The following is a 20,578-nucleotide window of genomic DNA, read 5'->3' on the forward strand; positions in this document are numbered from 1 at the left end:
TCCCCTCCGCGTGTCGACGACGGGTCGGCCGATGATCGCTCGGAACGCCGTGGACTCACGACTCCAAAGCGCCACAGGGCGGCTCCTTGCTCTATTCGACTGTCCCCGAGGCGATCACGCTCACCGTGGCACGGGGATTGTGGCTAGCATCTGACCCGCGTGTTGGTTCGTGACGGGTAGCCGGGAGTTTCGGCGATGACTTGGGGTGTTGATGAGGCAGATTCTGTTTTCGGCGATGATCGCGCTTGCGGTGTCGATCACGTTGACGCCGTTGCTGATCAAGGTGTTCGCGCAGCGGAGGATGGGGCAGGAGATTCGGGTCGAGGGGCCGGCCAGCCATCAGGCCAAGCGGGGGACGCCGACGATGGGCGGTATCGCGATCGTGGTCGGCATGTGGGCCGGGTATCTGGGATCGCATCTGGTCGGGCTGCGGTATGACGCGCCAGGTGTTTCCGCGTCCGGGCTGCTGGTTCTCGGGTTGGCGACCGCGCTGGGTGTCGTGGGGTTTCTCGACGATTTCATCAAATTGCGCAAGCGGCGCAATCTGGGACTGACGGCGAAAGGGAAGTACGTCGGTCAGATCGCGGCGGCGGTCGTCTTCGGTGTGCTCGCGCTGCGATTCCCCGACAGCACGGGATTGACCCCGGCGAGCCGGAGTGTGTCCATCGTTCGGGACGTCGGCTGGATGTTGCCGGTCGCCGTGTTCGTCCTCGCGGTGTGTTTCTGGGTTGTCGCGTGGTCGAACGCGGTGAACTTCACCGATGGTCTCGACGGCCTGCTCGGCGGCTCGATGAGCTTGGCGCTGGGTGCGTACGTGATCATCACGTTCTGGCAGTACAGCAATGCCTGCGCGACCAAGCCCGCGGTCGGTTGCTACGCGGTGCGCGACCCGCTCGATCTGGCGCTGGTCTGCGCCGCCGGTGGTGCGGCGTGCGTCGGATTCCTGTGGTGGAACGCCGCGCCTGCGAAGATCTTCATGGGCGATACCGGCTCGATGGCACTCGGCGGCCTGCTCGCCGGATTGTCGATCACCACGCGCACCGAGTTGCTGGTGGCCGTGGTCGGAGCGTTGTTCGTCATCGAGGCCGTCTCGGTGCTGCTGCAGATCGTCGTGTTCCGCACCAGCGGCAGGCGGCTGTTCCGGATGGCCCCGGTGCACCATCATTTCGAACTGAGCAAGTGGGCCGAAACCACCGTGATCATCCGCTTCTGGCTCCTCGGCGGGATCGCCGCCGCCGTCGGCCTCGGCTGGTTCTACAGCGAATACCTCGCCGCCGTCGGCTGATATAGCGGAAAGGGTCGGCACCACCTCGGTATTCGACTGGTGCTCCGAATGGCCTCAGCCACGTGACTTCCCGGACGTCTGCTCGTGGCCGAGTGCAAGGTGGGTGAGGGTACGCAGGGCGGTGTCGATGGGGTGGGGCTGTGGTCTTCCCGAGGAGTCGAGCCGGTTCCAGCGTTGCAGGTTTACCGCGATGGAGGCTTGGCGGGTGCCGTCGGCGCTGATCAGGGATATCGCTCCGCTGCCCCAGGCGGAGCCGTCGTGGCCCCAGAAGGTGCCGCGGCCGGGGACTTCTACTCGGTGCAGGCCGAGGCCGTACTCGATCTGTTTGCCCTCGAAGGAGATAACCGGGACGGTGTGCTGCATCTGTGCCAGCGACGACGGGCTGATGATTTCGCCTGCCAGCAGTAGGGCGAAGTAGCGGTTCAGGTCCGCGACGGTCGATATCAGTGACGCCGCGGGGCCTACCCACGACATGTCGAAGACGCTGTAATCCCTTGGCGGGTCGATCATCCCGAACCACGACTCGTAGTGCAGCGAATGTGGTCCTTCGATATAGGGTCCGGTCGGGAGCTCGGTGTCGCGCAGCCCGGCGCGGTCGATGACATTTCGGGTGATGCACTTCTCCGCCGAGGTTCCGGTGATCGACTCCAGGAGTTGGCACAGGAGAAGGTAATTGGTGTTGGAGTACACCCCCGGAGTGCCACCCGGAGTCCCGGCAGGAGGCGCCGAGACTCCGAGCTCGATCAGCTCGGTCGGATGAAACCTGGTGAACCGGTGGTCATCCAGGCTTTTCGGCGTCGTCTTCGCGACGGCGGGGAAGGCGGCGAGGGAGGGGTAGGCGTGCGGGAGGTAGTCGGCGAGACCGCTGGTGTGGTTGATCAGCATGCGGACCGTGATCGCCGCACCCCGTTCGCCGGGGACCAAGTGAGGCAGGTAGTGGGCGATCGGTGTGTCGAGCGCGATGTCGCCGTTCTCGGCCTGCTGCAGTACGGCGGCCGCGGTGAACGCCTTGCTGATGCTGCCGACGCGGTGTCGCATCTCGGCCGTGACGGGGCGGCCGGTGGCGACGTCGGCGACTCCGGCTGCGCCGCACCAGGTTTGGTCGTGGTCGCGCACCTCGGCGAAGAGTCCGGGCACGCCCGCGTGCTGGACGGCTTCCAGGGCGGTTTGTAGTTCGATGGGATCGAGGGTGTCGGTCATGACACCACTATCTGTCGGCCGACCCCGCCCGGTATTGGATAAATTTCCCCCATGCCCGGTAGCGATATCGGGCGATGGTCGGCATGTAGTGCTCGGTCAGCGCCCCCGGCGTCTGGTCCGCGAACATCGACACCTCTCGGCAGAGATGAGCCTGGTCGGCGTACCCGCAGGCCGTCGCGACGTCGGCGGCGGGCCGTCCCGCCAGCAGACCGTCTACCGCACAACGGAATCGGGCGAGCATCGCCGCCCGTTTGGGTGTCAGGCCGATCTGGGACTCGAACCGCGTCAGCAACCGCTTATGGCTCCACCCGAGGGATTCGGCGAGCGCACCGATCCGCAGCTGACCGCCGGAGGTCAGGATGCGATGCCAGCTCGCGAGCACCTCGGGGTCGGGCGTTCGCTTCGGCCTTTCACGCTGCGCCAGAAACGATTTCGTCACCGCGAAACGCTCGTCCCAGGTTCGGGTCGACGCGAGCTGCTCGCGCAGCCGCCGAGCCGGTTCACCCCACACGTCCTCCAGGGCGACCGCGCCTCGGTCCAAATCGCGTGGGGGAATACCCAATAGCGGATACGCCTGGATCGGCGACAAACGAATCTCGATGCACGCCGCCCGCTCACTACGGACACGCATGGCCTCAGCGGGCAGCCCGACAACGAACCCGTCCATTGTCCGCCGCCCCGTGGCATCGTCGACGATCACCTCGTGATCCCCGAACCCGATCACCACGGTGACCGCCGTCGTCCCGGCAACCCGCAGATCCAACCCGGCGCCACCCACATCGCGGTAACCGATGATCGCGGCCCCCGGCGGCACATCATCCGCCGGACCCGCGAAATCCCACCCCCCACCAGACTCGCGCACAACTCCCACCTGTCCAGGCTACGGAAGAAGCGAGCTCACAGGTGATCCAGTAACCAGGGGATCATCACTTCCCACGCGGCGGGGATGTGGTCGGCCTGGCAGTGTGCGGAGCCGGGGTGGCCGGAGGGGACGATGTGGAGTGTTTTCGGTGCTCGGATGGCGTCGTACAGTGCGTGTGCCTGCTCGACGGGTACCAGGGTGTCGTCGGCGCCGTGGAGGACGAGGATCGGGTTGCGGATCAGGTGGGCGACCGGGGCCATCGTGAATCGGCGGGTATTCACCAGCGCCTTGGCCGGGTCGCCGCCGCCGTGCACCCACGCGCCGTACTGCGCGAGGAACAGTTTGGTCTCGAGATCGCCTGGGCTGGTGAGGATCTCGGATTGGTCCCAGATCGCGCCCCATGCCACGGTGGCGCGCGGGCGGTGCTCGAAGGCGGCCGAGCGGGCGGCGTAGTAGCCGCCGAGGCTGATGCCGATCAAGCCGATGCGGCGGGGATCGACTCCCGGTCGGCGTTCGAGGTAGTCGACGGATGCGCTGGCGGCGACCTCGTAGTCGTAGCGGGACAGGATGCCGCGCAGGCGCAGCGATGCGCCGTTGCCGGGACCGTCGACGAGCAGAACGCCGATACCGTTGCGCGCGAGTTCTCTTCCGGCCCACAGATAGAGTTCTTCGCCGACGCTGTCGAGTCCGCCGAAGAACACCACGCCCGGATGTGTTCGCGCCGCTGTCTCGTCCGGATGGACGTAATAGGAGTCCAGCCAAGTGTTTTCATAGGGGACCTGGACCGGCTCTACCCGCTGGTCCACCGTTCCCAGCGCGAACAACCGGCGCATCTCCTGATACATCGCGATTTTCGGCTCGAGTGCGGCGCCGAGCGGTGGGCGGAAGAACTCCGCCGAGCGCAGGTAGTTGGCGGCGCGCAGGGAGGTGGCGCGGGCGCGGCGTGGATCGGTCATCTCGGCGGCCTGCCGGACCAAGCCGCGGCCGAGGCCTGCGAACTCACGCACCCATGCCTCCGCGCTCGGGGACGGGCCGATGGCCTGGACGGCTGCCGACACCTCGTCGACCTCCGCGCCGCCCATCGGCGCCTCGCCGAGCAGGCGGCGGAGCTGGAAATCGAAGAACGGGCGATCGGGCCAGCGCTGGACGGGCGCAGGCTGGGCGCGGGCGGGCGACATCCCCGCCAGCGCCAGCGCACTGGCGGCGGCGCCCGCGCTCGCCAGGAATCGTCGTCGGTCGAGGGTGGATCGTGGGCGCATGGCGCGGCTCCTCATCAGGCTGAAATTAACGCACGCGAAAGTGCGTTAAGAGAGTTTGGAACTGTGCCTACCGGATGTCAAGCTTTCGTGGTGGAGCAGCGAGACGGGGGTGAACGAAGGCCGAGGCCGGGCGGACGCAGCGCGCGAGTGGTCGAGTCGGTGCGCAAAGCGACCCTCGACCTGCTACTTCAGCGGGGCTACCACGGGTTCGAGATCCCCGATGCCGCGCGCGTCGCCGGTGTTCATCCGACGACGATCCGCCGGCGGTGGCCGAGTAAGCAGGACCTCGTCGCGGACACCGTGCTCACGTACGTGGACGGGCAGATTCCCATCCCGGACACCGGATCGCTCGCCGATGATCTGGAAGCGCTGCTGCGCGAGGTCGTCGCGGTGCTCGCCGAGCCGCGGTTGCTCGCGCTGCTGCGCGCGCAGGTCGCGATGGCCGATGACGCCGAGGGGGTCCGCGTTGCGAGCCAACGGTTCTGGACGACGCGCTTCGAGGGCTCGGCCGTCATCGTCGAGCGCGCGATCGCCCGCGGTGAACTCCCCGGGGACACCGATCCGGACGATTTCAACGAACTGGCGATCGCGCCGATCTACCTGCGCGTCCTGGTGACCGCCCGGCCTGTCGACGAGGCGCTCATCCGCAATTCGGTGCGGCGAACGCTGCGCGCCTTCGAGGCCGGGTAGCCCTATCGCGTTCCGATGAGCTGGAACATGCGCGCGATGTGCGGATACGGCATGCGGTCGCTGAGCGCGAGCTCCAACTCCTGCACCTGGGCGAAGAATTCGGGATCGTACTTGCGGTCGTCGTCGGTCATGTAGTCGCAGACAGCCCGAATTCCATAGTGCGCCTGGACAGTACAGCCGAGGTCGGCCAGTGTCGCGCGGACCTGCTCGGCGGTGAGCAGCGTGTAGGTCGCATCCAGGGTTTCGCTGCGCGCGTGGTCGTCGTCCAGGCGGGCCAGCGCCGTGCGCGGATCCATCTCGCGCACCGCGAGCGCCAACGGCGGGGAATGCTTGTTCAACGCGATGATCGAGAACAGCCCGCCGGATCGCAGGGGAGCGAGTACCGATCGCAGTCCCGCGCGAACATCGTCGAAGTACTGGATCACGTTGTGGCAGACCACCACATCGAATGCCCCCGCCACCACCTGCGCGGGCAGGTCGGTGGCCGTGGCGGCGACGCAGTCGATCAGGTCCGCGAAACCTGCTGTCGCGGCGCGTTCTTCGGCGCCTGCCACCATCTCCGCGGACCGGTCGACGATCGTCACATGATGACCGCGCGCGGCCAACCGCATGGCATCACCACCGTCCCCGCCGCCGACGTCGAGCACCCGCAGCCGCTCGCCGTCGAGATGCCGCGCCAGCAAGGCGTCTGCCAGTGTGTATCGCAGTCGCCCCCACGGGGTCTGCTGCCATTCCCGCCACCGCGCCGCCACATCGCCACCGCCCATCACCCCAACCTAGCCGCAGCACCATCGCGACAGCGGCGTTCGCCGCCGCCGCAGTGGCTTGCTCGCCTCGACGGCGGTGTGGTCCCCGCTGGGGCAGGGACCACACCGCTGTGATCAGGCGAGGTCGGCGGGGTTGATCGCGGCGGCCATGGCCGCCGCGCCCGCGTCGTTCACGTGCAGGTGGTCGCCGCTGTCGAAGTCGGGGTTCAGGCGATGCCGGTCGGCCGGGTCGGCCAGGGCCGCGTCCATATCGGCGACGGCGTCGTATTCGCCCGCGGTGCGGATCCATTCGTTGAGCGCGACCCGCTTCGCGTCGGCGCTGGGCGAGTCGTACGGCGAACCCTGGATCGGCGGCAGGGTCGCGCCGATCACGCGCAGCCCCTGGGCGTGCGCCTGCCGGATCAGGTCGCGGTGACCGTCGATGAGCTGCGCCGCGGACACGGGTACCGCGGGCTCGCCGACATCGGCGGCGCCGGCGCTGAGGCCGATATCGTTGATGCCTTCGAGGATGATCACGGTGCCGATACCGGGCTGGTCGAGCACATCTCGCCGGAATCGGCGCTGTGCGCTGTCACCGAGCCACGACGAATCGATCGTGACGCGGTTGCCGCCGATGCCCTGATTCAGCACCGCGCGCGGAACACCTTCGGCGGCAAGACGTTCGGCCAGTTCGTCGGGAAACCGATGATCGGTGCCCGGCGTGGAGCCGACGCCGTCGGTGAACGAGTCGCCGAAGGCGACCACGCCCGTGCGGCGCGGCGCCGCGTTCAAGACGTCCACTCCGGCCAGGTAGTACCACGAGGGGGTGTTCTCACCGAACGCGGCGCCGCCCGCGTCCCCGCGATGATCGCCGGTGGCGCGGTAGGCGGTCGCGAAGGCCTGTGCGTGCTGGGTCGCCGGTCCGGTCGGCTCGGCCAGATACAGTGTGACGGTGAGGGATTCGAACGGTGCGATCCGCAGCGCCGCCGCATCGGTCGCGATATCGGCGCCCGGCGCGATCGTGAAGGCGCCCGCGCCGCCGACGGTGAGCGGGCGCAGCGTCTCCGGCCGGATGTCCGCGCCGCTCGCGGTGCGGGCGATCGTCGCCCCCGACACGACCAGGGGTGTCGCACCGTAGCGGTTGGTCAGCCGCACCCGGGTGGCCTCGCCACCCTCGCTCACCCGGATCGACTGGCGCAGCGTGTGATTCGCGAATCCGGTCTCGGCCCAGTTCGGGACGAAGGCTTTGCTCGGCGGGTGCGGCGAGGTGGTCCACGCCGCCGTCCAGCCCGGTGGTTCCGGTGGCGCGGCCACGGCGGTAGTGGGCAGGGTCAGTGCGACGGCCACGAGCAGTGCGCGAAAGAATCGCATGGTAGATCCGTTCTGTCACAGGGAATGTCAGGCCGCGACGGCGAGCTCGCCGGGTACCGGATCCGATGCGGGGCGGCGCAATACGGTGGCGCTCACCACGATCGCGGCGAGCAGCAGTGCCGCCGCGACCGCGAAGGCGAGCCGGTAGCCACTGGTCAGCGCCTCGGCCTCGGTGGCGCCGGAACCGAGCAGTTCGCCGGTGCGCGAGGCGGCCAGCGTCGACAGCACCGCGACGCCGATCGCCATGCCGACCTGCTGGGTGGTGTTGAACAATCCGGACGCGAGCCCGGCATCGTCGGCTTCGGCGCCGGACATGGCCAGGCCGGTCAGCGCGGGCAGCACCAGGCCGCCACCGGCGATCAGCACCATCATCGGCAGCAGATCGACCACATACGAGCCGTCGACGGGCAGCCGGGCGAGCCAGGTCATCCCGGCGAGCAGCAGTACCAACCCGGCGATCAGCACCGTCCTGGCGCCGAAACGCGCGACGAGCCGGGCGGAGAGCAGCAGCGAGACCCCGCCGATCGCGAGGGCGGCGGGCAGCATGGCCAGGCCGGTCTTCAGCGCGCCGTAGCCGAGCACACGCTGCATGTACAGCGCGACGATGATCTGGAACGCGAACATCGCCGACAGCGTGAGCATCTGCACGGCGTTGGCGCCGGAAACGTTGCGCGAGCGGAAGATTCGTAGAGCCAGCAGTGGCGTGGCCGCGGTCGCCTGGCGCACCAGGAAGGCGGCGAGCAGCGCGATCGCGACGGCGCCGAGGCCGAGCGTCCGCGCCGACAGCCAGCCGTAGCGCTCGACCTGAACGATGGTGTAGATGCCGAGCATGAGGCCCGAGGTGACCAGCGCCGCACCCAGGACGTCGGCCCCCGCGGCCAGTCCGATCCCTCGATCGGCGGGCAGCGCCTTGACGGCGAGTGCCACCGTCAGCACGCCGATCGGCACATTGATCAGGAAGATCCAGTGCCAGCCGAGCGTATCGGTGAGCACGCCGCCGAGCACCTGGCCGATCGAGGCGCCCGCGGCGCCGGTGAAGCTGAAAACGCCGATGGCTCTTGCCCGTTCACCGGGTTCGGTGAACAGCGTGACCAGGATGCCGAGCACCACCGAGGTGGCGATGGCGCTGCCGACGCCCTGCAGGAACCGGGCGGCGATCAACATCGCGGGGCCGGTCGCCGCGCCGGCGAGCAGCGACGCGGCCGTGAAGACGACGTTGCCGATCAGGAACATCGGCTTGCGTCCTACGAGATCACCGAGCCGCCCGGACAGCAGCAGCAGTCCGCCGAGCGCGATCAGATAGGCGTTGACCGTCCAGCTCAGCCCGGCGTCGGTGAAGCCGAGATCGTCTTGGATCGCGGGCATCGCCACCGTGACGATGCTGCCGTCGAGGATGGTCATCAACGTCGAGGCCGACAGTACGGCCAGCGCGAGAGATTTGGGATACGGCACGGTCTACTCCTGTTCGAGAACCAACAAGAGAGACCGTAGCGGATAGTTTCGAAGCAGACAATCTCTAGGAGATCTACTTGCGGGCGCGGCGGGCCGTTTGCGGCGCTTCCACCGGCGTGGCAAGGTGACCTTCGGTCAGTTGAGTCAACCCGCGCAGCAACACCTTTCGATCGGTAGCGGGCAGCGATTCGAGCGTTTCGCGGTGCACCTGGTCGACGATCCGCTGACTCTGCTCGGCGACCTGCTGCCCCTTCTCGGTGACCGCGATGATCCTGGCGCGCCGGTCGGTGCTCGACGGCCGTCGCTCGGCCAGTCCGGCCTGCTCCAGGGCGTCCACGGTGACCACCATCGTGGTCTTGTCCATATCGCCGATCTCGGCCAGCTGAATCTGCGTGCGCTCCGCTTCCTGCGCATGCACCAGCACGCAGTGCATCCGCGCCGTCAGCCCGATCTCGGCCAGCGCCGCGGCCATCCGGGTGCGCAGCGCGTGACTCGTCCGGTCGAGCAGGAACGACAGATCGGGTTCGGTGCGCGAGGGTGCCATGGCGGTCATGCGACCCATTCTAGGTCCGCTGTAGATTATCTTGTGAAGTCCATTACGTCGCCGTTCGCGACCTGAGCTCGTGACGGCCGGTGCCGGAACGAGTTCGCGGGCAGCGGCTGCGGGTGGGCATCGACGGGTTGACGGCCTCGGGGAAGACGAGTTTCGGTCATGAGCTCGCCGAACAGGTCAGCCGGGCCGGACGGCCGGTGTTGCGGGCGAGCTCGGACGACTTCAAGAGGCCGTGGCGGGATCGGCATCGCTACGATCGCGAGTCGGGAGCGGGCTACTACCGCAATGCCTTCGACTACGCGGCGATCCGGAGCCTGCTGCTGGAACCCGGTGGCCCGAGCGGTTCCGGTGAGTGTGCGCTGTGCTTCATCGATCCCTTGACCCAGACCGACCACTCGTCGGAGTCGACCGAGGCCCCCGAGGACGCGGTGCTGATCGTCGACGGGGTCTTCGCGTTCCGCCCGGAGATCAACGAGTACTGGGACTTTCGCATCTGGCTCGAGGTGTCCCCCGAGGTTTCGCTGTGCCGTGGGGCGGCGCGCGACAACGACGAGTCGACGCACCGGGACCGGTACCTGCCCGCCGAAAAGATCTACCTCGCCGAGGTCGACCCGCTCCCGTCCGTCGACATGGTCATCGACAATTCGGATTTCGATCGGCCACGGCTCCTGTGACTTCCGCCCACGGACTGATCCTGGCCGCCTGACCGGGTAGCCGATATACTGCGTCGGTTCCAGGCGCTGTCACTGTGACCTAAGAAGAGTGAATGAGACTTCTACCCTTGTTCTTGCGTCAGCCGATGGAGACTGTCTACGAGCGCAGGCTGGCCACGACGCTGGTCGGGCAGCCGCGGCCGCAGCACATCGGAATCATCCTCGACGGCAATCGCCGCTGGGGGCGAGAAGCAGGCCATGACGATGTCCGTGCGGGATATCGGGCGGGCGGCGCCAAAGTGGTGGAATTCCTCGAATGGTGCACGGCCGCCGATATCGCGCACGTCACCCTGTTCATGCTCTCCGACGACAATCTCGGCCGCCCGCCCGAGGAGCTAGAGCCGCTGATCGAGATCATCGAGGCGACCATCGGCGATATCGCCGCCGATGGCAGGGACTGGGAGGTCCAGGTCATCGGATCGCTCGATCTGCTCCCCGGCGACACCGCGCGGGTACTCAAGGAATCGGTGGCCGATACGATCGGGCGCGGCGGCACCAAGGTGGATGTCGCGGTGGGATACGGCGGCAGGCGCGAGATCGTCGACGCCGTCAAGCGCGCATTTCAGCAGCACGTCGCGGCCGGTGGCGACCCGCTCGAGCTGATCGAGCAGTTCGACGTCGACGATATCTCCAGGCATCTGTACTCGCCCACCGTGGAGAACACCGACTTCATCATCCGAACCTCCGGCGAGCAGCGCCTTTCCGGATTTCTGCTATGGCAGTCCGCCTACGCCGAGATGCAGTGGCTCGACTGTTACTGGCCGGCATTCCGCCGCATAGATTTTCTCCGCGCACTGCGCTCCTATGCCGGGCGTCAGCGGCGATTCGGTAAGTGAACTCGGATAAGGCTCCGTGCCGCTGAGCGACCCACGTCAGCTCGCGTCGAGGACGCCCACCGGGATGCCGTAGGGGAGGAAGCGGACGCGTCGGTGTTCGTCGGTGTTGTCGCGGTGCGCGCGCAGGGCCTCGAGTTCGGTGGGGAAGACCTGGTCGACGCTGGCCCGGCCGGTGTCGTCGAGGGTGTAGACGACCCAGACGCCGCTGCCGGATTCGCCGGTGGTCGGTCCGTCCGGTTTCGCCGGCTGTGGCTGCGCGAACTGGCTGAGCAGGCCCGCCAGTGTGTTCAGGCTGGTGCGGTCGACGTATTCCGCGGCTTTGCCGAGGAGGTTGCGTGCTTCGGCGCCCGCCTCGCGCAGGGTGCGTTCGAAGTCCTCCGGATCGATGCCGAAAGGTCCGTTGGTTGCCATCGCCTCTACTCCTCGCGACGAATTCGGCGCTACGACCTCAGTGTCCTCGCGGATGTGGTCCTTCGCCACGTCGGACCGGCATTGCCGGTCAGCAGGTTGACGTCTGTGGACATCGGGCGCGCTTTCGCACCTCGCCGAGGTCCACCGTGCCGAGACTGGCACGCATGCCCGTCGACCGTCGTTCGTTCTTGTCCGCCGCCGCATTGGCCGCCGGCGCCGCAGTGGTCGGTGCGCCCTTCGGATCGGCTGCCCCGCAGGGCCGCACCGAGGTGGTGCTGGAGAACGACGACGGGGTGCTGGTCAGCGAGGTGACCTGGTATGCGCCGATGCCCGCGCGTGCGATGCCGCATCCACCCGAGGTCGACTATCTGTCGTTCCTGCGGTTCCGTCTGGCGGCCGGACCTGACGACCCGGGCGCGGCCGATGCGGTGATCTCGGCGCAGGCCGGTGCGGGGGAGGGCGCGTCCTCGATCGATCCGGTCGCGCGCAACACCGTCCGCGAGCTCGGCAGGCGGGGTGTGCGCGCCGAATTCTGGTGTATGGACCGGCGTTTCAATGCCCTCATCGATACGACCGGCACCCAGGCTGCCGTCGCGGCTCGCGACTACACCGTCGCGTGGAACTACTACTTCCACGGTGCCGAGATCGACGGGCGGCGCTTCGCGGGATTCACACTGCGCGACGAGCGTTCGGCCGTACTCGCCGATATCGGGTTGCGGCAGATCATGGAGGACTGGCATTTCATCAATGCCAACGAGATCCCCGACCCGGCGGTGCGCAGGCGAAAGTTGTTCGCGGGCGGGCATTCCTATGGCGGTCAGATCATCGCGCTGTACGCGTCGTGGGACTTCGGTGATCGAGGCGATCTCGCCGACGCCGGGTGCAGCCAGCTGGCCGGGTACGTCAGCATCGACGGCCCGATGCCGATTCGCGTTCCGCTGCAGGATATTCCGCAGCTGACGCAGGCGCTGCGCATCGGCTGGGACAGCGCCGTCGGGACCATGTCGGTGGACGCGGTCACCGAGGGGTTGCGCCGCGGCATCCTGCCGCGCACCGCGATGGTGCCGGACATGCTGACACCGCTACTGGATCTGCTCCCGAAAGACGCTGTGCCCAACCCGATTCCGGAGCTGGCGACGTTGATCAACATCATCGGAATCGGCGCCCGCTTCCAGCCCGACGAGGAGAGCGTGCTGCCGCGTGAGCTGCCGCGTACCTGGTTCTACGAGGCGGTCGGCCGGGTGCTGTTCGGCGGCGATATCGCGAATGTGCTGACCGGACAGCGGAACTTCCGCGATTTCCGGTTCACCAACGAGGCGGTACTCGGATGTTTCTATGACGCGAGCCTGCTCGGCAGCGCCATCGCGACGAGCTTCGGGACACTCGACGGCGGTCCGGTGGCCGAGCGAAAGTTCCCGTTCGGCACCGAATTCAACACGGTGCCGGTGCTCGGCTGGGCGACGAGCGTCGTCTCCTGGCAGCCGCGAATGATGCCTACCGAGCCTGGCCGCCTCTACCGCTGGCGCAATTACGACAGGGTCGGTGAGCCTTATGAGTTCCCGCAGGTCGCGGCGGATGGCGGCCCGCTGGCGCGGCCGGAGCAGCAGCACTGCGACGCCCGCCAGGTCGCCAGAGCCTGGGGCACAGGGCGGCTCGGCTTCGTCGACTCGTATATGTCGATGCGCCAGTGGACCGATGAGATGTTCATGCTCACCGGAAACCGCAGCGGGGACTTCCGTTTCATCCGTTTCGAGGATTTCCGCACCCGGCTGACCGGCATCCAATTGGTCAGCGAACAACTCTGGGGCGGCAAGATGGGCTGGCTACCCAAGTTTCTCGAGGACGACCGAATCCTGGTGCGCGACTACAGCCATCAGGACATGATCAACGCGGCGCCGCGGCAGAACGACGGCAGCCCCGACCCGGTCATGTCGAGCATCGCCGACTACATCGTCCGCACCATCGACCCGTAGCTACGACAGCCCGGCACGGGGTTACCGGGCCGGGCTGTCGGATGAGCGGATTCAGGTCAGTCCGCGCGTACCTCGGAACGGTCCCCGCTCCACAGCGTGTGGTACTTGCCGTCGGCGTCGATGCGCTCGTAGGTGTGCGCGCCGAAGAAGTCGCGCTGCGCCTGGGTGAGCGCGGCCGGGAGCCGCTCGGCGCGCAGGGCGTCGTAGTACGACAGCGACGAGGCGAACGCGGGCACCGGGATTCCGAGCAGCGTGGCGGTCGACACGACTCGGCGCCAGCTGTCGATGGCGGTTTCGATCGCCTCGCGGAAGTACGGTGCGAGGATCAGGCTCGGCAGCGCCGGGTTCTCGTCGTAGGCCTCCTTGATCCGGTTCAGGAACCGGGCACGGATGATGCAGCCGCCGCGCCAGATGGTGGCCAGGTCGCCTGGGTGCAGATCCCAGTCGTATTCGGCGCTACCGGCCGCGATCTGGTCGAAGCCCTGCGCGTAGGCGACCACCTTCGACGCGTACAGCGCCCGGCGGATGTCTTCGGTGAATTGTGCCGTGTCGGTGGGCTTTTCGGCGAGGGTGCCGGAGGCGAGTCCGGCCGCGGCCTTGCGCTGGGCGCGCGAACCCGACAGCGCGCGTGCGAAAACCGCCTCGGCGATACCGGTGACCGGAACGCCGAGATCGAGCGCCGACTTCACCGTCCAGCGGCCGGTGCCCTTCTGCTCGGCCGCGTCGACGATGACGTCGACCAGCGGCCGCCCGGTCGCGGCGTCGACCTGGTTGAGCACCTCCGCGGTGATCTCGACCAGGTAGCTCTCCAGATCGCCGGAGTTCCACTGGGTGAACACGTCGGCGATCTGCTTGGCGTCGAAGCCGAGCGCGTCGCGGAACAGGTGGTACGCCTCGCCGATCAACTGCATATCGGCGTATTCGATGCCGTTGTGCACCATCTTGACGAAGTGGCCCGACCCGTCGGGGCCGATGTGGGTGCAGCACGGCGTCCCGTCGACCTGGGCCGCGATCGACTCCAGCAGCGGGCCGAGCGACTCGTAGGACTCCTTCGGGCCGCCCGGCATGATCGCCGGACCGTTCAGCGCGCCCTCCTCGCCACCGGAGATCCCGGCGCCGACGAAGTTCAGCCCGCGCGCGCGGAGTGCGGCCTCGCGCCGGATCGTGTCGGTGTAGAGGGCGTTGCCGCCGTCGATGATGATGTCGCCCTGCTCCATCGCGGCCGCGAGCTCCTCGATCACGGCATCGGTCGGGTCGCCCGCCTTCACCATGATCAGCACCCGGCGCGGCTTCTCCAGCGCGGCGACGAACTCCTCGATGGTCTCGGTGCGGACGAACTCGCCGTCGCCGCCGTGCTCCGCGAGCAGCGCGTCGGTCTTGGCGACGCTGCGGTTGTGCAGCGCGACGGTGTAGCCGTGCCGTGCGAAGTTCCGGGCGATATTGCTGCCCATGACCGCCAGGCCGGTGACACCGATCTGGGCGCGCGCATCAGAGGTCGTCATGAAGAGTCTCTCTCCGTTCAACAGATGTGGTTGCACGGCGCCGGGAACTCCGTGACGCCTGGACCTTTTCTACCCTTCCGGGGTACCACCGTCCGGAGCGGGGGCAGGGCGGCCCGGGTGGAATCGGCTGGATGACGACGAGGCGGGCACCCGTGGCTCGGGTGCCCGCCTCGCGGAAGGGACTCAGGCGGCGGCGGTTTCGAGCTGCCGCCGCTGCGGTGCCGGCCAGCGCCGGTGGTCGGCGTCGATGACGTAGGCGTGGGTGTGGCGGTAGAAGCGGTCGTCCACGCGCACCGCATCGAGCAGCCTGGCCGGGTCGATGGTGCCGACCTCGTGCAGGTGGCTGATCACCTCGGGATCGTGACGCGGCCACATCCGCAGTGCCGCGACGAATCCCAGCCCGGCCAGCACGGCGAGCGTCACCCAGGTGGTGGTGAATCCGGCCGCGGTGGTCAGCCATCCGGCGATCGGGTAGGTGATGAGCCAGGCCAGGTGCGACAGCGAGAATTGGGCGGCGAAGAGCGCGGGACGGTCGGCGGGCTGCGACGAGCGCCGCAGCACCTGCCCGGTCGGGGTGAGTATCGCCGCGGTGCCCGCGCCGACCAGCGCCCAGGTCGCGATCGCGGCGGACCAGCGCCAGTCGCCCGTATTCGCCAGCGACAGCGCGATGGCCGAGCCGAGTCCGGCGATCAGGGTGGCCGCACCGGCGAGCATCACCGGCCTGGCGCCTGCGCGGTCGAGGACGCGGGGCAGCGACAGTGCGACGAGCATCGTGCCGAATCCGTTGGCGGCCAAGAGCATCGCCACACCGGACTGGGTGCCGCCGAGGGTGTCGCGCACATAGTTGACGGTGTTGACCATGATCACCGATCCTGCGGCGGCGACCACCAGGTTGAGGCCGAGCAGGCCGCGCAGCCGCGGGGTGGCGGCGAAGATGCGCATGCCGGCCGAGATGCGTTCCCGGAAGGAGCCTTCGGTGGCGGTGCCCGCGTTCGGGATGCGGGTGGTGATGACCAGGATCGCCGAGATCGCGAATCCGATCGCGGTGCCGACGAACAGCCAGTGGAAGCTGATCACGGCCAGTGCCGCCGCGGCGAGCATGGGGCTCAGCAGGGTTTCCATGGTGGCTGCCAGTTGCGCGGCCGACAGGGCGCGGGTGTATTCGCGCTCGTCGGGCAGGATGTCCGGGATCACCGCCTGATAGGTGGGCGTGAAAGCGGCCGAAGCGGTTTGCAGTACGGCGATGAGTACGTAGATCTGCCAGATCTGGTCGATGAACGGCAGCGCGAGCACGATCGCGGCGCGAATGACGTTGAGCGACACCAGGAACAGGCGGCGGGGGAAGCGGTCGGCGTAGGCGGCCACGATCGGCGCGACCGTCACGTAGACGACCATCTTGATGGTCAGTGCGGTGCCGAGCACCGCGGCCGCGTTACCTCCGGCCAGGTCGTAGGCGAGCAATCCCAGTGCGACGGTGGTCAATCCGGTGCCGAACAGGGCGGAGACCTGGGCGGTGAACAGTCGCAGGTAGTCGTGGTTGCGGAACAGAGAGCTGATCATGGGCGCGGTGCGCATCGGAAACACTTCCTCGGGATCGGGGTGGGGGTGGATCGCGGGTGCTGGGACAGCGGCACTGCTCCATCTCGGTTCCTCTCTCGATTGCTCGACAGCGATGACATTAATACCCCCTGGGGGTATTGGCAACGCGGCTGTGCGTGATGCGCGTCACGGGTTGTCCGGCCGGATTCGGCGACGCGGCCCGCCGGGCCGAGCGCGATCGGCATGGCCGCCACCCGGGTACTGTGAACAGGGGGATCTCCGAGAATCGCGTGCGGGTTGTTCCGAATCGGCGCGAATCGGGCTGGCACGCAAGGGGGAAATGATGGGACAGGTACTGCGGCGCGGGATCGGATATCGCGTCGTCATGGGTTTGGCCGGTGCGATGGTGCTGTTCGGTCCGGCGGCGGCCGCCACGGCCGAGCCCGTGGTCGAACTGAACGCGTACTGCCAGGACCATGGGGCGCTCGGCCGTCTGGCGAACGGTCGCGCGGCGTATTGCACGCAGGTGCAGCGGACCGACGCGTTCGTGTGGTCCTACCATCGGGCTTCGCTCACTCGCGATCCGAACACTCGCGGCTATACCTGTGATGAGGACGCCTGCCGCTGGCCGGACGGCAGCAACGTGCCGGGCGCCCATCGATGCGGCCTGCTCTGCGGCGAACCGCCGACCAGCGGGGACGTCCAAAGCGGTTTCTACGACTGCTTCAAGACCGGCGCCGATTTCGAGGAATGCGAAACCCGAACTCGCTGATCGGCCTTCGTAGCGTGTTTCGCGGCTGGTGCGAACGGGGCCGATCGACGAAGCTACCCGATGAGCGGTGCGTACCCGCGCGCCACTGATTCATCGAGGGAGACAACACCATGCCCGGAGTAACCGATCGTGTCATCGTCGTCACGGGAGCAGGCGGCGGACTCGGGCGCGAGTACGCCATGCTGCTCGCGCGGGAGGGGGCGCTGGTGGTCGTGAACGATCTCGGTGGGGCGCGTGACGGCTCGGGGGCCGGACATTCGATGGCCGACGCGGTGGTGCAGGAGATCAGGGACGCGGGCGGCACGGCGGTCGCGAACTACGACAGCGTCGCGACCGAGGAGGGCGCGGCGGCGCTGATCAAGACCGCGGTCGACGAGTTCGGCGCGGTGCACGGCGTGGTCAACAACGCCGGGATCCTGCGCGACGGCTCGTTCGGCAAGATGACCACGGAGAACTGGGAATCGGTGCAACGGGTGCACCTGTGGGGCGGGTACTTCGTCACCCGCGCCGCCTGGCCCTACTTCCGGGAGCAGCGCCACGGTCGCGTGGTCGTCGCGACCTCGACCAGCGGCCTGTTCGGCAACTTCGGCCAGGCCAACTACGGTGCGGCGAAGCTCGGTCTGGTCGGCCTGATCAACACCCTGGCGATCGAGGGGCGCAAGTACGACATCCTCGCCAATGCCGTCGCGCCGATCGCGGCCACCAGGATGACCGAGGACATCGTGCCGCAGGAGGTGCTCGATCAGCTGCCCGCCGCCCATGTCGCCGGTGTCGTCGGCTATCTGATGAGCGACGAATGTACCGACAGCGCAACGGTTGTCGTGGCCGGTGGCGGTCGCGTCCAGCGGGTCGCGCTGTTCCAGAGCGAGGGCGCGGTGTTCGCGACGCCGCCGACGATCGACGAGGTCGCCGCGCAGTGGAAGCAGATCACCGACATGTCGGGCGCTCAGCTCGGCGCCAGCCCGCTCGGCTGATACCCGGCGCCGTCGCCCGGCGGACCGCGGAATAGAGGTGTGGGCCGAGGGTTCGCCGGACGACGGTGCCGGATCCTATTTCAGTGGCGCGGGTTTCGGTAATGCGGCGCCGAAATAGGCTGAGAGTGGTCTCGAGTGACTACTTGGGGCACTCTTTCCACGCGAAATGGTATTTGGTGGCGATGTTTCCGTCGGTGGAATCCATGGTGATGAAGCTGGTGGTCTTCTTCGGATCCGAAGTGCCCGCGTCCACCCGCAATTGGGTATTGATATTGAAATTGCGCATTTCGCCGCACGGCTTGTAGACGATCGCGCTGACTTCGGTCTTGTCCGTCGTCTGCCAATCGTCGTTCAGCGAGCCGCGGAAGGTGTGGTCGATGTAGTCGGTCGGCGAGTTGCCCTGGAAGTAGTATCTCGCCCTTTCCAGCGCGGTCGCGCCGGGTTCCAGATGCGCGAAGCCGCGGTAGTCCGCCTGCGCGATCCCGTAGGTGAAGCCTTGCGGGACATTGACTTTCAGGTTGAGCTGACAGTTCTTGCGAATATCGGTCGGCTGGGCGCCGACACCGACCTTCGCGGTGTAATCGCTGTAGGTCACCGTGAACGCCGTGTTGTCGGGCGCGACCGCGACGGCGGCGGTGCCCTGCGGGCAACCCGAGCCGTTGACCGTCACGACCTCGATGGTGATTTTGTCCGGCGGCGGGGTGAATACCGGCCCCGGCGCACCGGAAGCCGTTGGGCCCGAGAGTGGAATGGCCAATGCGAATACGGCGGTACCAACGGTGGCAATCTGTTTGAACATGGAATCCTCGCAATGCTCGGTCGCGAAACATATTCACGCGAACAGATTTACTGTAGGACCCGCATGTGCGCCGGAGTCTCCCCAGTGGAACTGGGGAAGAATTGAAAACCTTTCGGTCACTAAATAATTGGCGGCCGTTTCGCCGAAGCGCCGGGCGGTGCGTCCCCCGCCCGGCGCAATTGCGACGTCAGTTACCGCTGGAACCCGTTGGCGGGCGGCCGGTTCCGTCGCCGAGCTGGTAGGTGGCCAGCACCGCCTTGTGGTCGGTCACCCACTTCTTCGGTGACGCGACGAAATTGTCCTGAGTGTTCTCGTCCTGGCGGGCATTGCGCACGATGGATCCGCGCGGGCCGACGAGGCCGACCTCGCTCAGCGACAGTGCCGAGCCGGGCCCGGCGAAGATGTAGTCGATGCGGTCGCGTTCATCGGCGTCGGGTGCCCAGGTCAGCTCGGCCACCTTCGCGTCCGGATTGCTTGCCGGCCAGGTGAATCCGGGATGGGTGACCGGGTTCGGATACTTCGACCGGTAGGCGTCGACGAACCCCGCGTTCTGCAACCGCTGCGTGCTCTCCCACGGCAGCACGACCCCGTTGTGGTCGAACAGGTGCCTCGTCGCACCGGTCCAATCCAGCGTGGACGGTTCGTTGAAGTCGCCGCCCATGATCACCGAACGTCCCGCCGCGGCTTCCCCTTTGGCGTCCTCGATGAACTTGCCGATCACGTCCGGGCGGCCGGAGGTGATGTTCACCCGCTGCACCACGGCCGGATCGGTCACCGGTGCGGGCATCTTCTTCCAGCCGTATTCGGAGAACTCGCCCGGTGCGGGCACGCCCGCGCCGTAGCCGCGCGGCAGATAGGTCGCGTACCAGCGATATTCGAGATGTGCGGCGTAGACGGTCAGCTTCCGCCCTTCGACGTTCACCCGCGCTTTGACCAGGAAGCCGAGGTCGGCGCTGTCCTCGATCGGGAAGGCCGACAGCACCCCCGTGTCGTGTGAGGGCACCGCGTTGAACCTGTGCCCCTTCTTCTCCAGTGCCGCCGCGACGGGGGTGGTCGCGTTACCCGCCTCGGACAGCAGCACGATCGTCGACTGCGTGTCGATGATCAGATCGGCGATCAGGTCGATACCGCCGGAGATCTTGCTGCCGCTGAGCCAGGTGTTGAGCGCAAGCACCCGGATCTCCTTACTCGGCGCCGCACCTGCGAGCGGCATGGATACCCCCGCCGCCAGCAACCCTGCTGCCGCGCCGAACGCCTTCACGGCGGTGCGCCGCGTCATCGAACCAGTCATCGTCATCCTCACTCCGATCGTCTGAACAGCGAGAAAGCAAGTGCGGTCCCTTGCTATTCGACGATTCGGACGCTCGGATGAACTGTTCGCGAGCGCGGGCCGAACATCCCATCAATGCCGAACTGAGCCGGGTGCCGTGACCCTCCGGGCTGTAGTTCGTAGATCCCCGGGGAGCGTGGCCGCCTATACTCTATTGTGACTCAGGTCACAATTTGATAGCGCTTCCATGGAGTCTCGACGCAAAGCTTTCCATGCGCTTTGCGAAGTCTTTACTATTACCCCGACCCGCGTGGTCAGGTCTCCACCGCTTCGCCCGCCGCTCGCTTTCGATGCCAGTACATGTTCGACCG

General features: G+C 67.4%; 19 protein-coding genes. 7 read left to right on the forward strand and 12 right to left on the reverse strand.

The genetic code is table 11. The features are described 5' to 3' along the window. The first annotated feature begins 211 nt into the window (after positions 1–211). Positions 212–1,285, forward strand: a complete 1,074-nt coding sequence (mraY, locus tag ACIG5A_RS43045) for a phospho-N-acetylmuramoyl-pentapeptide-transferase (RefSeq protein WP_397251303.1) — start codon at positions 212–214, stop codon at positions 1,283–1,285. A gap of 54 nt (positions 1,286–1,339) precedes the next feature. Here mraY and ACIG5A_RS43050 read toward each other — a convergent pair whose 3' ends face one another. Genes ACIG5A_RS43050 through ACIG5A_RS43060 form a run of 3 tightly spaced genes read right to left on the reverse strand, consistent with a single transcriptional unit; the run spans position 1,340 to position 4,606 of the window. Then, positions 1,340–2,485: a serine hydrolase domain-containing protein gene (locus ACIG5A_RS43050; protein ID WP_397251305.1), complete on the reverse strand. Its 1,146-nt coding sequence runs from the start codon at positions 2,483–2,485 to the stop codon at positions 1,340–1,342. 7 nt (positions 2,486–2,492) lie between these two features. Continuing rightward, a complete protein-coding gene (locus tag ACIG5A_RS43055; RefSeq protein WP_397251307.1) occupies positions 2,493–3,356 on the reverse strand; it encodes a helix-turn-helix domain-containing protein in 864 nt (287 codons plus the stop codon). Between the two features lie 26 nt (positions 3,357–3,382). After that, positions 3,383–4,606 (reverse strand): alpha/beta hydrolase family protein, encoded by a 1,224-nt coding sequence (locus ACIG5A_RS43060; protein ID WP_397251310.1) that lies wholly within the window; start codon positions 4,604–4,606, stop codon positions 3,383–3,385. A 159-nt stretch (positions 4,607–4,765) separates the two neighbouring features. Here ACIG5A_RS43060 and ACIG5A_RS43065 point away from each other — a divergent pair, with 159 nt between their 5' ends. Further along, positions 4,766–5,296 (forward strand): TetR/AcrR family transcriptional regulator, encoded by a 531-nt coding sequence (locus tag ACIG5A_RS43065; protein ID WP_397251312.1) that lies wholly within the window; start codon positions 4,766–4,768, stop codon positions 5,294–5,296. A gap of 2 nt (positions 5,297–5,298) precedes the next feature. Here ACIG5A_RS43065 and ACIG5A_RS43070 read toward each other — a convergent pair whose 3' ends face one another. The 4 genes from ACIG5A_RS43070 to ACIG5A_RS43085 form a co-directional block, all read right to left on the reverse strand. Further along, the gene (locus ACIG5A_RS43070; RefSeq protein ID WP_397251315.1) at positions 5,299–6,063 is read right to left on the reverse strand and encodes a methyltransferase domain-containing protein; all 765 of its coding nucleotides are present in this window, start codon (positions 6,061–6,063) and stop codon (positions 5,299–5,301) included. 114 nt (positions 6,064–6,177) lie between these two features. Next, positions 6,178–7,413: an SGNH/GDSL hydrolase family protein gene (locus ACIG5A_RS43075; protein WP_397251317.1), complete on the reverse strand. Its 1,236-nt coding sequence runs from the start codon at positions 7,411–7,413 to the stop codon at positions 6,178–6,180. Between the two features lie 27 nt (positions 7,414–7,440). Beyond that, positions 7,441–8,865 (reverse strand): DHA2 family efflux MFS transporter permease subunit, encoded by a 1,425-nt coding sequence (locus ACIG5A_RS43080; RefSeq protein WP_397251321.1) that lies wholly within the window; start codon positions 8,863–8,865, stop codon positions 7,441–7,443. A gap of 73 nt (positions 8,866–8,938) precedes the next feature. Beyond that, entirely contained in the window at positions 8,939–9,418 is a 480-nt protein-coding gene (locus ACIG5A_RS43085; protein ID WP_397251325.1) for a MarR family winged helix-turn-helix transcriptional regulator, read from the reverse strand. 80 nt (positions 9,419–9,498) lie between these two features. Between ACIG5A_RS43085 and ACIG5A_RS43090 the strand changes: the two genes are divergently transcribed. Together ACIG5A_RS43090 and ACIG5A_RS43095 are read left to right on the forward strand one after the other, a co-directional pair. Continuing rightward, positions 9,499–10,092 (forward strand): hypothetical protein, encoded by a 594-nt coding sequence (locus tag ACIG5A_RS43090; protein ID WP_397251326.1) that lies wholly within the window; start codon positions 9,499–9,501, stop codon positions 10,090–10,092. Between the two features lie 92 nt (positions 10,093–10,184). Further along, complete coding sequence (locus tag ACIG5A_RS43095; protein ID WP_397251327.1) at positions 10,185–10,967, forward strand: isoprenyl transferase; 783 nt, start codon at positions 10,185–10,187, stop codon at positions 10,965–10,967. A gap of 36 nt (positions 10,968–11,003) precedes the next feature. Here the strand turns inward: ACIG5A_RS43095 and ACIG5A_RS43100 are convergent, their stop codons facing one another. Further along, on the reverse strand, positions 11,004–11,378 hold the full coding sequence (locus tag ACIG5A_RS43100) for a hypothetical protein (protein ID WP_397251329.1): 375 nt from the start codon (positions 11,376–11,378) through the stop codon (positions 11,004–11,006). 164 nt (positions 11,379–11,542) lie between these two features. On the opposite strand from ACIG5A_RS43100, the gene ACIG5A_RS43105 reads away from it, so the two are divergent. Then, a complete protein-coding gene (locus ACIG5A_RS43105; protein WP_397251331.1) occupies positions 11,543–13,351 on the forward strand; it encodes a twin-arginine translocation signal domain-containing protein in 1,809 nt (602 codons plus the stop codon). A gap of 56 nt (positions 13,352–13,407) precedes the next feature. On the opposite strand, the gene gndA is transcribed toward ACIG5A_RS43105, so the two are convergent. Both gndA and ACIG5A_RS43115 read right to left on the reverse strand, forming a co-directional pair. Then, the gene (gndA, locus tag ACIG5A_RS43110; RefSeq protein WP_397251333.1) at positions 13,408–14,853 is read right to left on the reverse strand and encodes an NADP-dependent phosphogluconate dehydrogenase; all 1,446 of its coding nucleotides are present in this window, start codon (positions 14,851–14,853) and stop codon (positions 13,408–13,410) included. 183 nt (positions 14,854–15,036) lie between these two features. Further along, on the reverse strand, positions 15,037–16,413 hold the full coding sequence (locus ACIG5A_RS43115; protein ID WP_397251565.1) for an MFS transporter: 1,377 nt from the start codon (positions 16,411–16,413) through the stop codon (positions 15,037–15,039). 319 nt (positions 16,414–16,732) lie between these two features. Between ACIG5A_RS43115 and ACIG5A_RS43120 the strand changes: the two genes are divergently transcribed. Further along, positions 16,733–17,164: a hypothetical protein gene (locus tag ACIG5A_RS43120; RefSeq protein ID WP_397251335.1), complete on the forward strand. Its 432-nt coding sequence runs from the start codon at positions 16,733–16,735 to the stop codon at positions 17,162–17,164. Between the two features lie 110 nt (positions 17,165–17,274). Next, a complete protein-coding gene (locus ACIG5A_RS43125; RefSeq protein WP_397251337.1) occupies positions 17,275–18,138 on the forward strand; it encodes an SDR family NAD(P)-dependent oxidoreductase in 864 nt (287 codons plus the stop codon). Between the two features lie 139 nt (positions 18,139–18,277). Here ACIG5A_RS43125 and ACIG5A_RS43130 read toward each other — a convergent pair whose 3' ends face one another. Continuing rightward, the gene (locus ACIG5A_RS43130; protein ID WP_397251339.1) at positions 18,278–18,937 is read right to left on the reverse strand and encodes a DUF4360 domain-containing protein; all 660 of its coding nucleotides are present in this window, start codon (positions 18,935–18,937) and stop codon (positions 18,278–18,280) included. Positions 18,938–19,124: 187 nt separating this feature from the next. Further along, positions 19,125–20,234, reverse strand: a complete 1,110-nt coding sequence (locus ACIG5A_RS43135; RefSeq protein WP_397251341.1) for an endonuclease/exonuclease/phosphatase family protein — start codon at positions 20,232–20,234, stop codon at positions 19,125–19,127. Positions 20,235–20,578 lie beyond the last annotated feature (344 nt).

Origin of the sequence: Nocardia sp. NPDC052566, from assembly GCF_044547285.1 — a bacterium.
Classification (GTDB): Bacteria; Actinomycetota; Actinomycetes; order Mycobacteriales; family Mycobacteriaceae; genus Nocardia.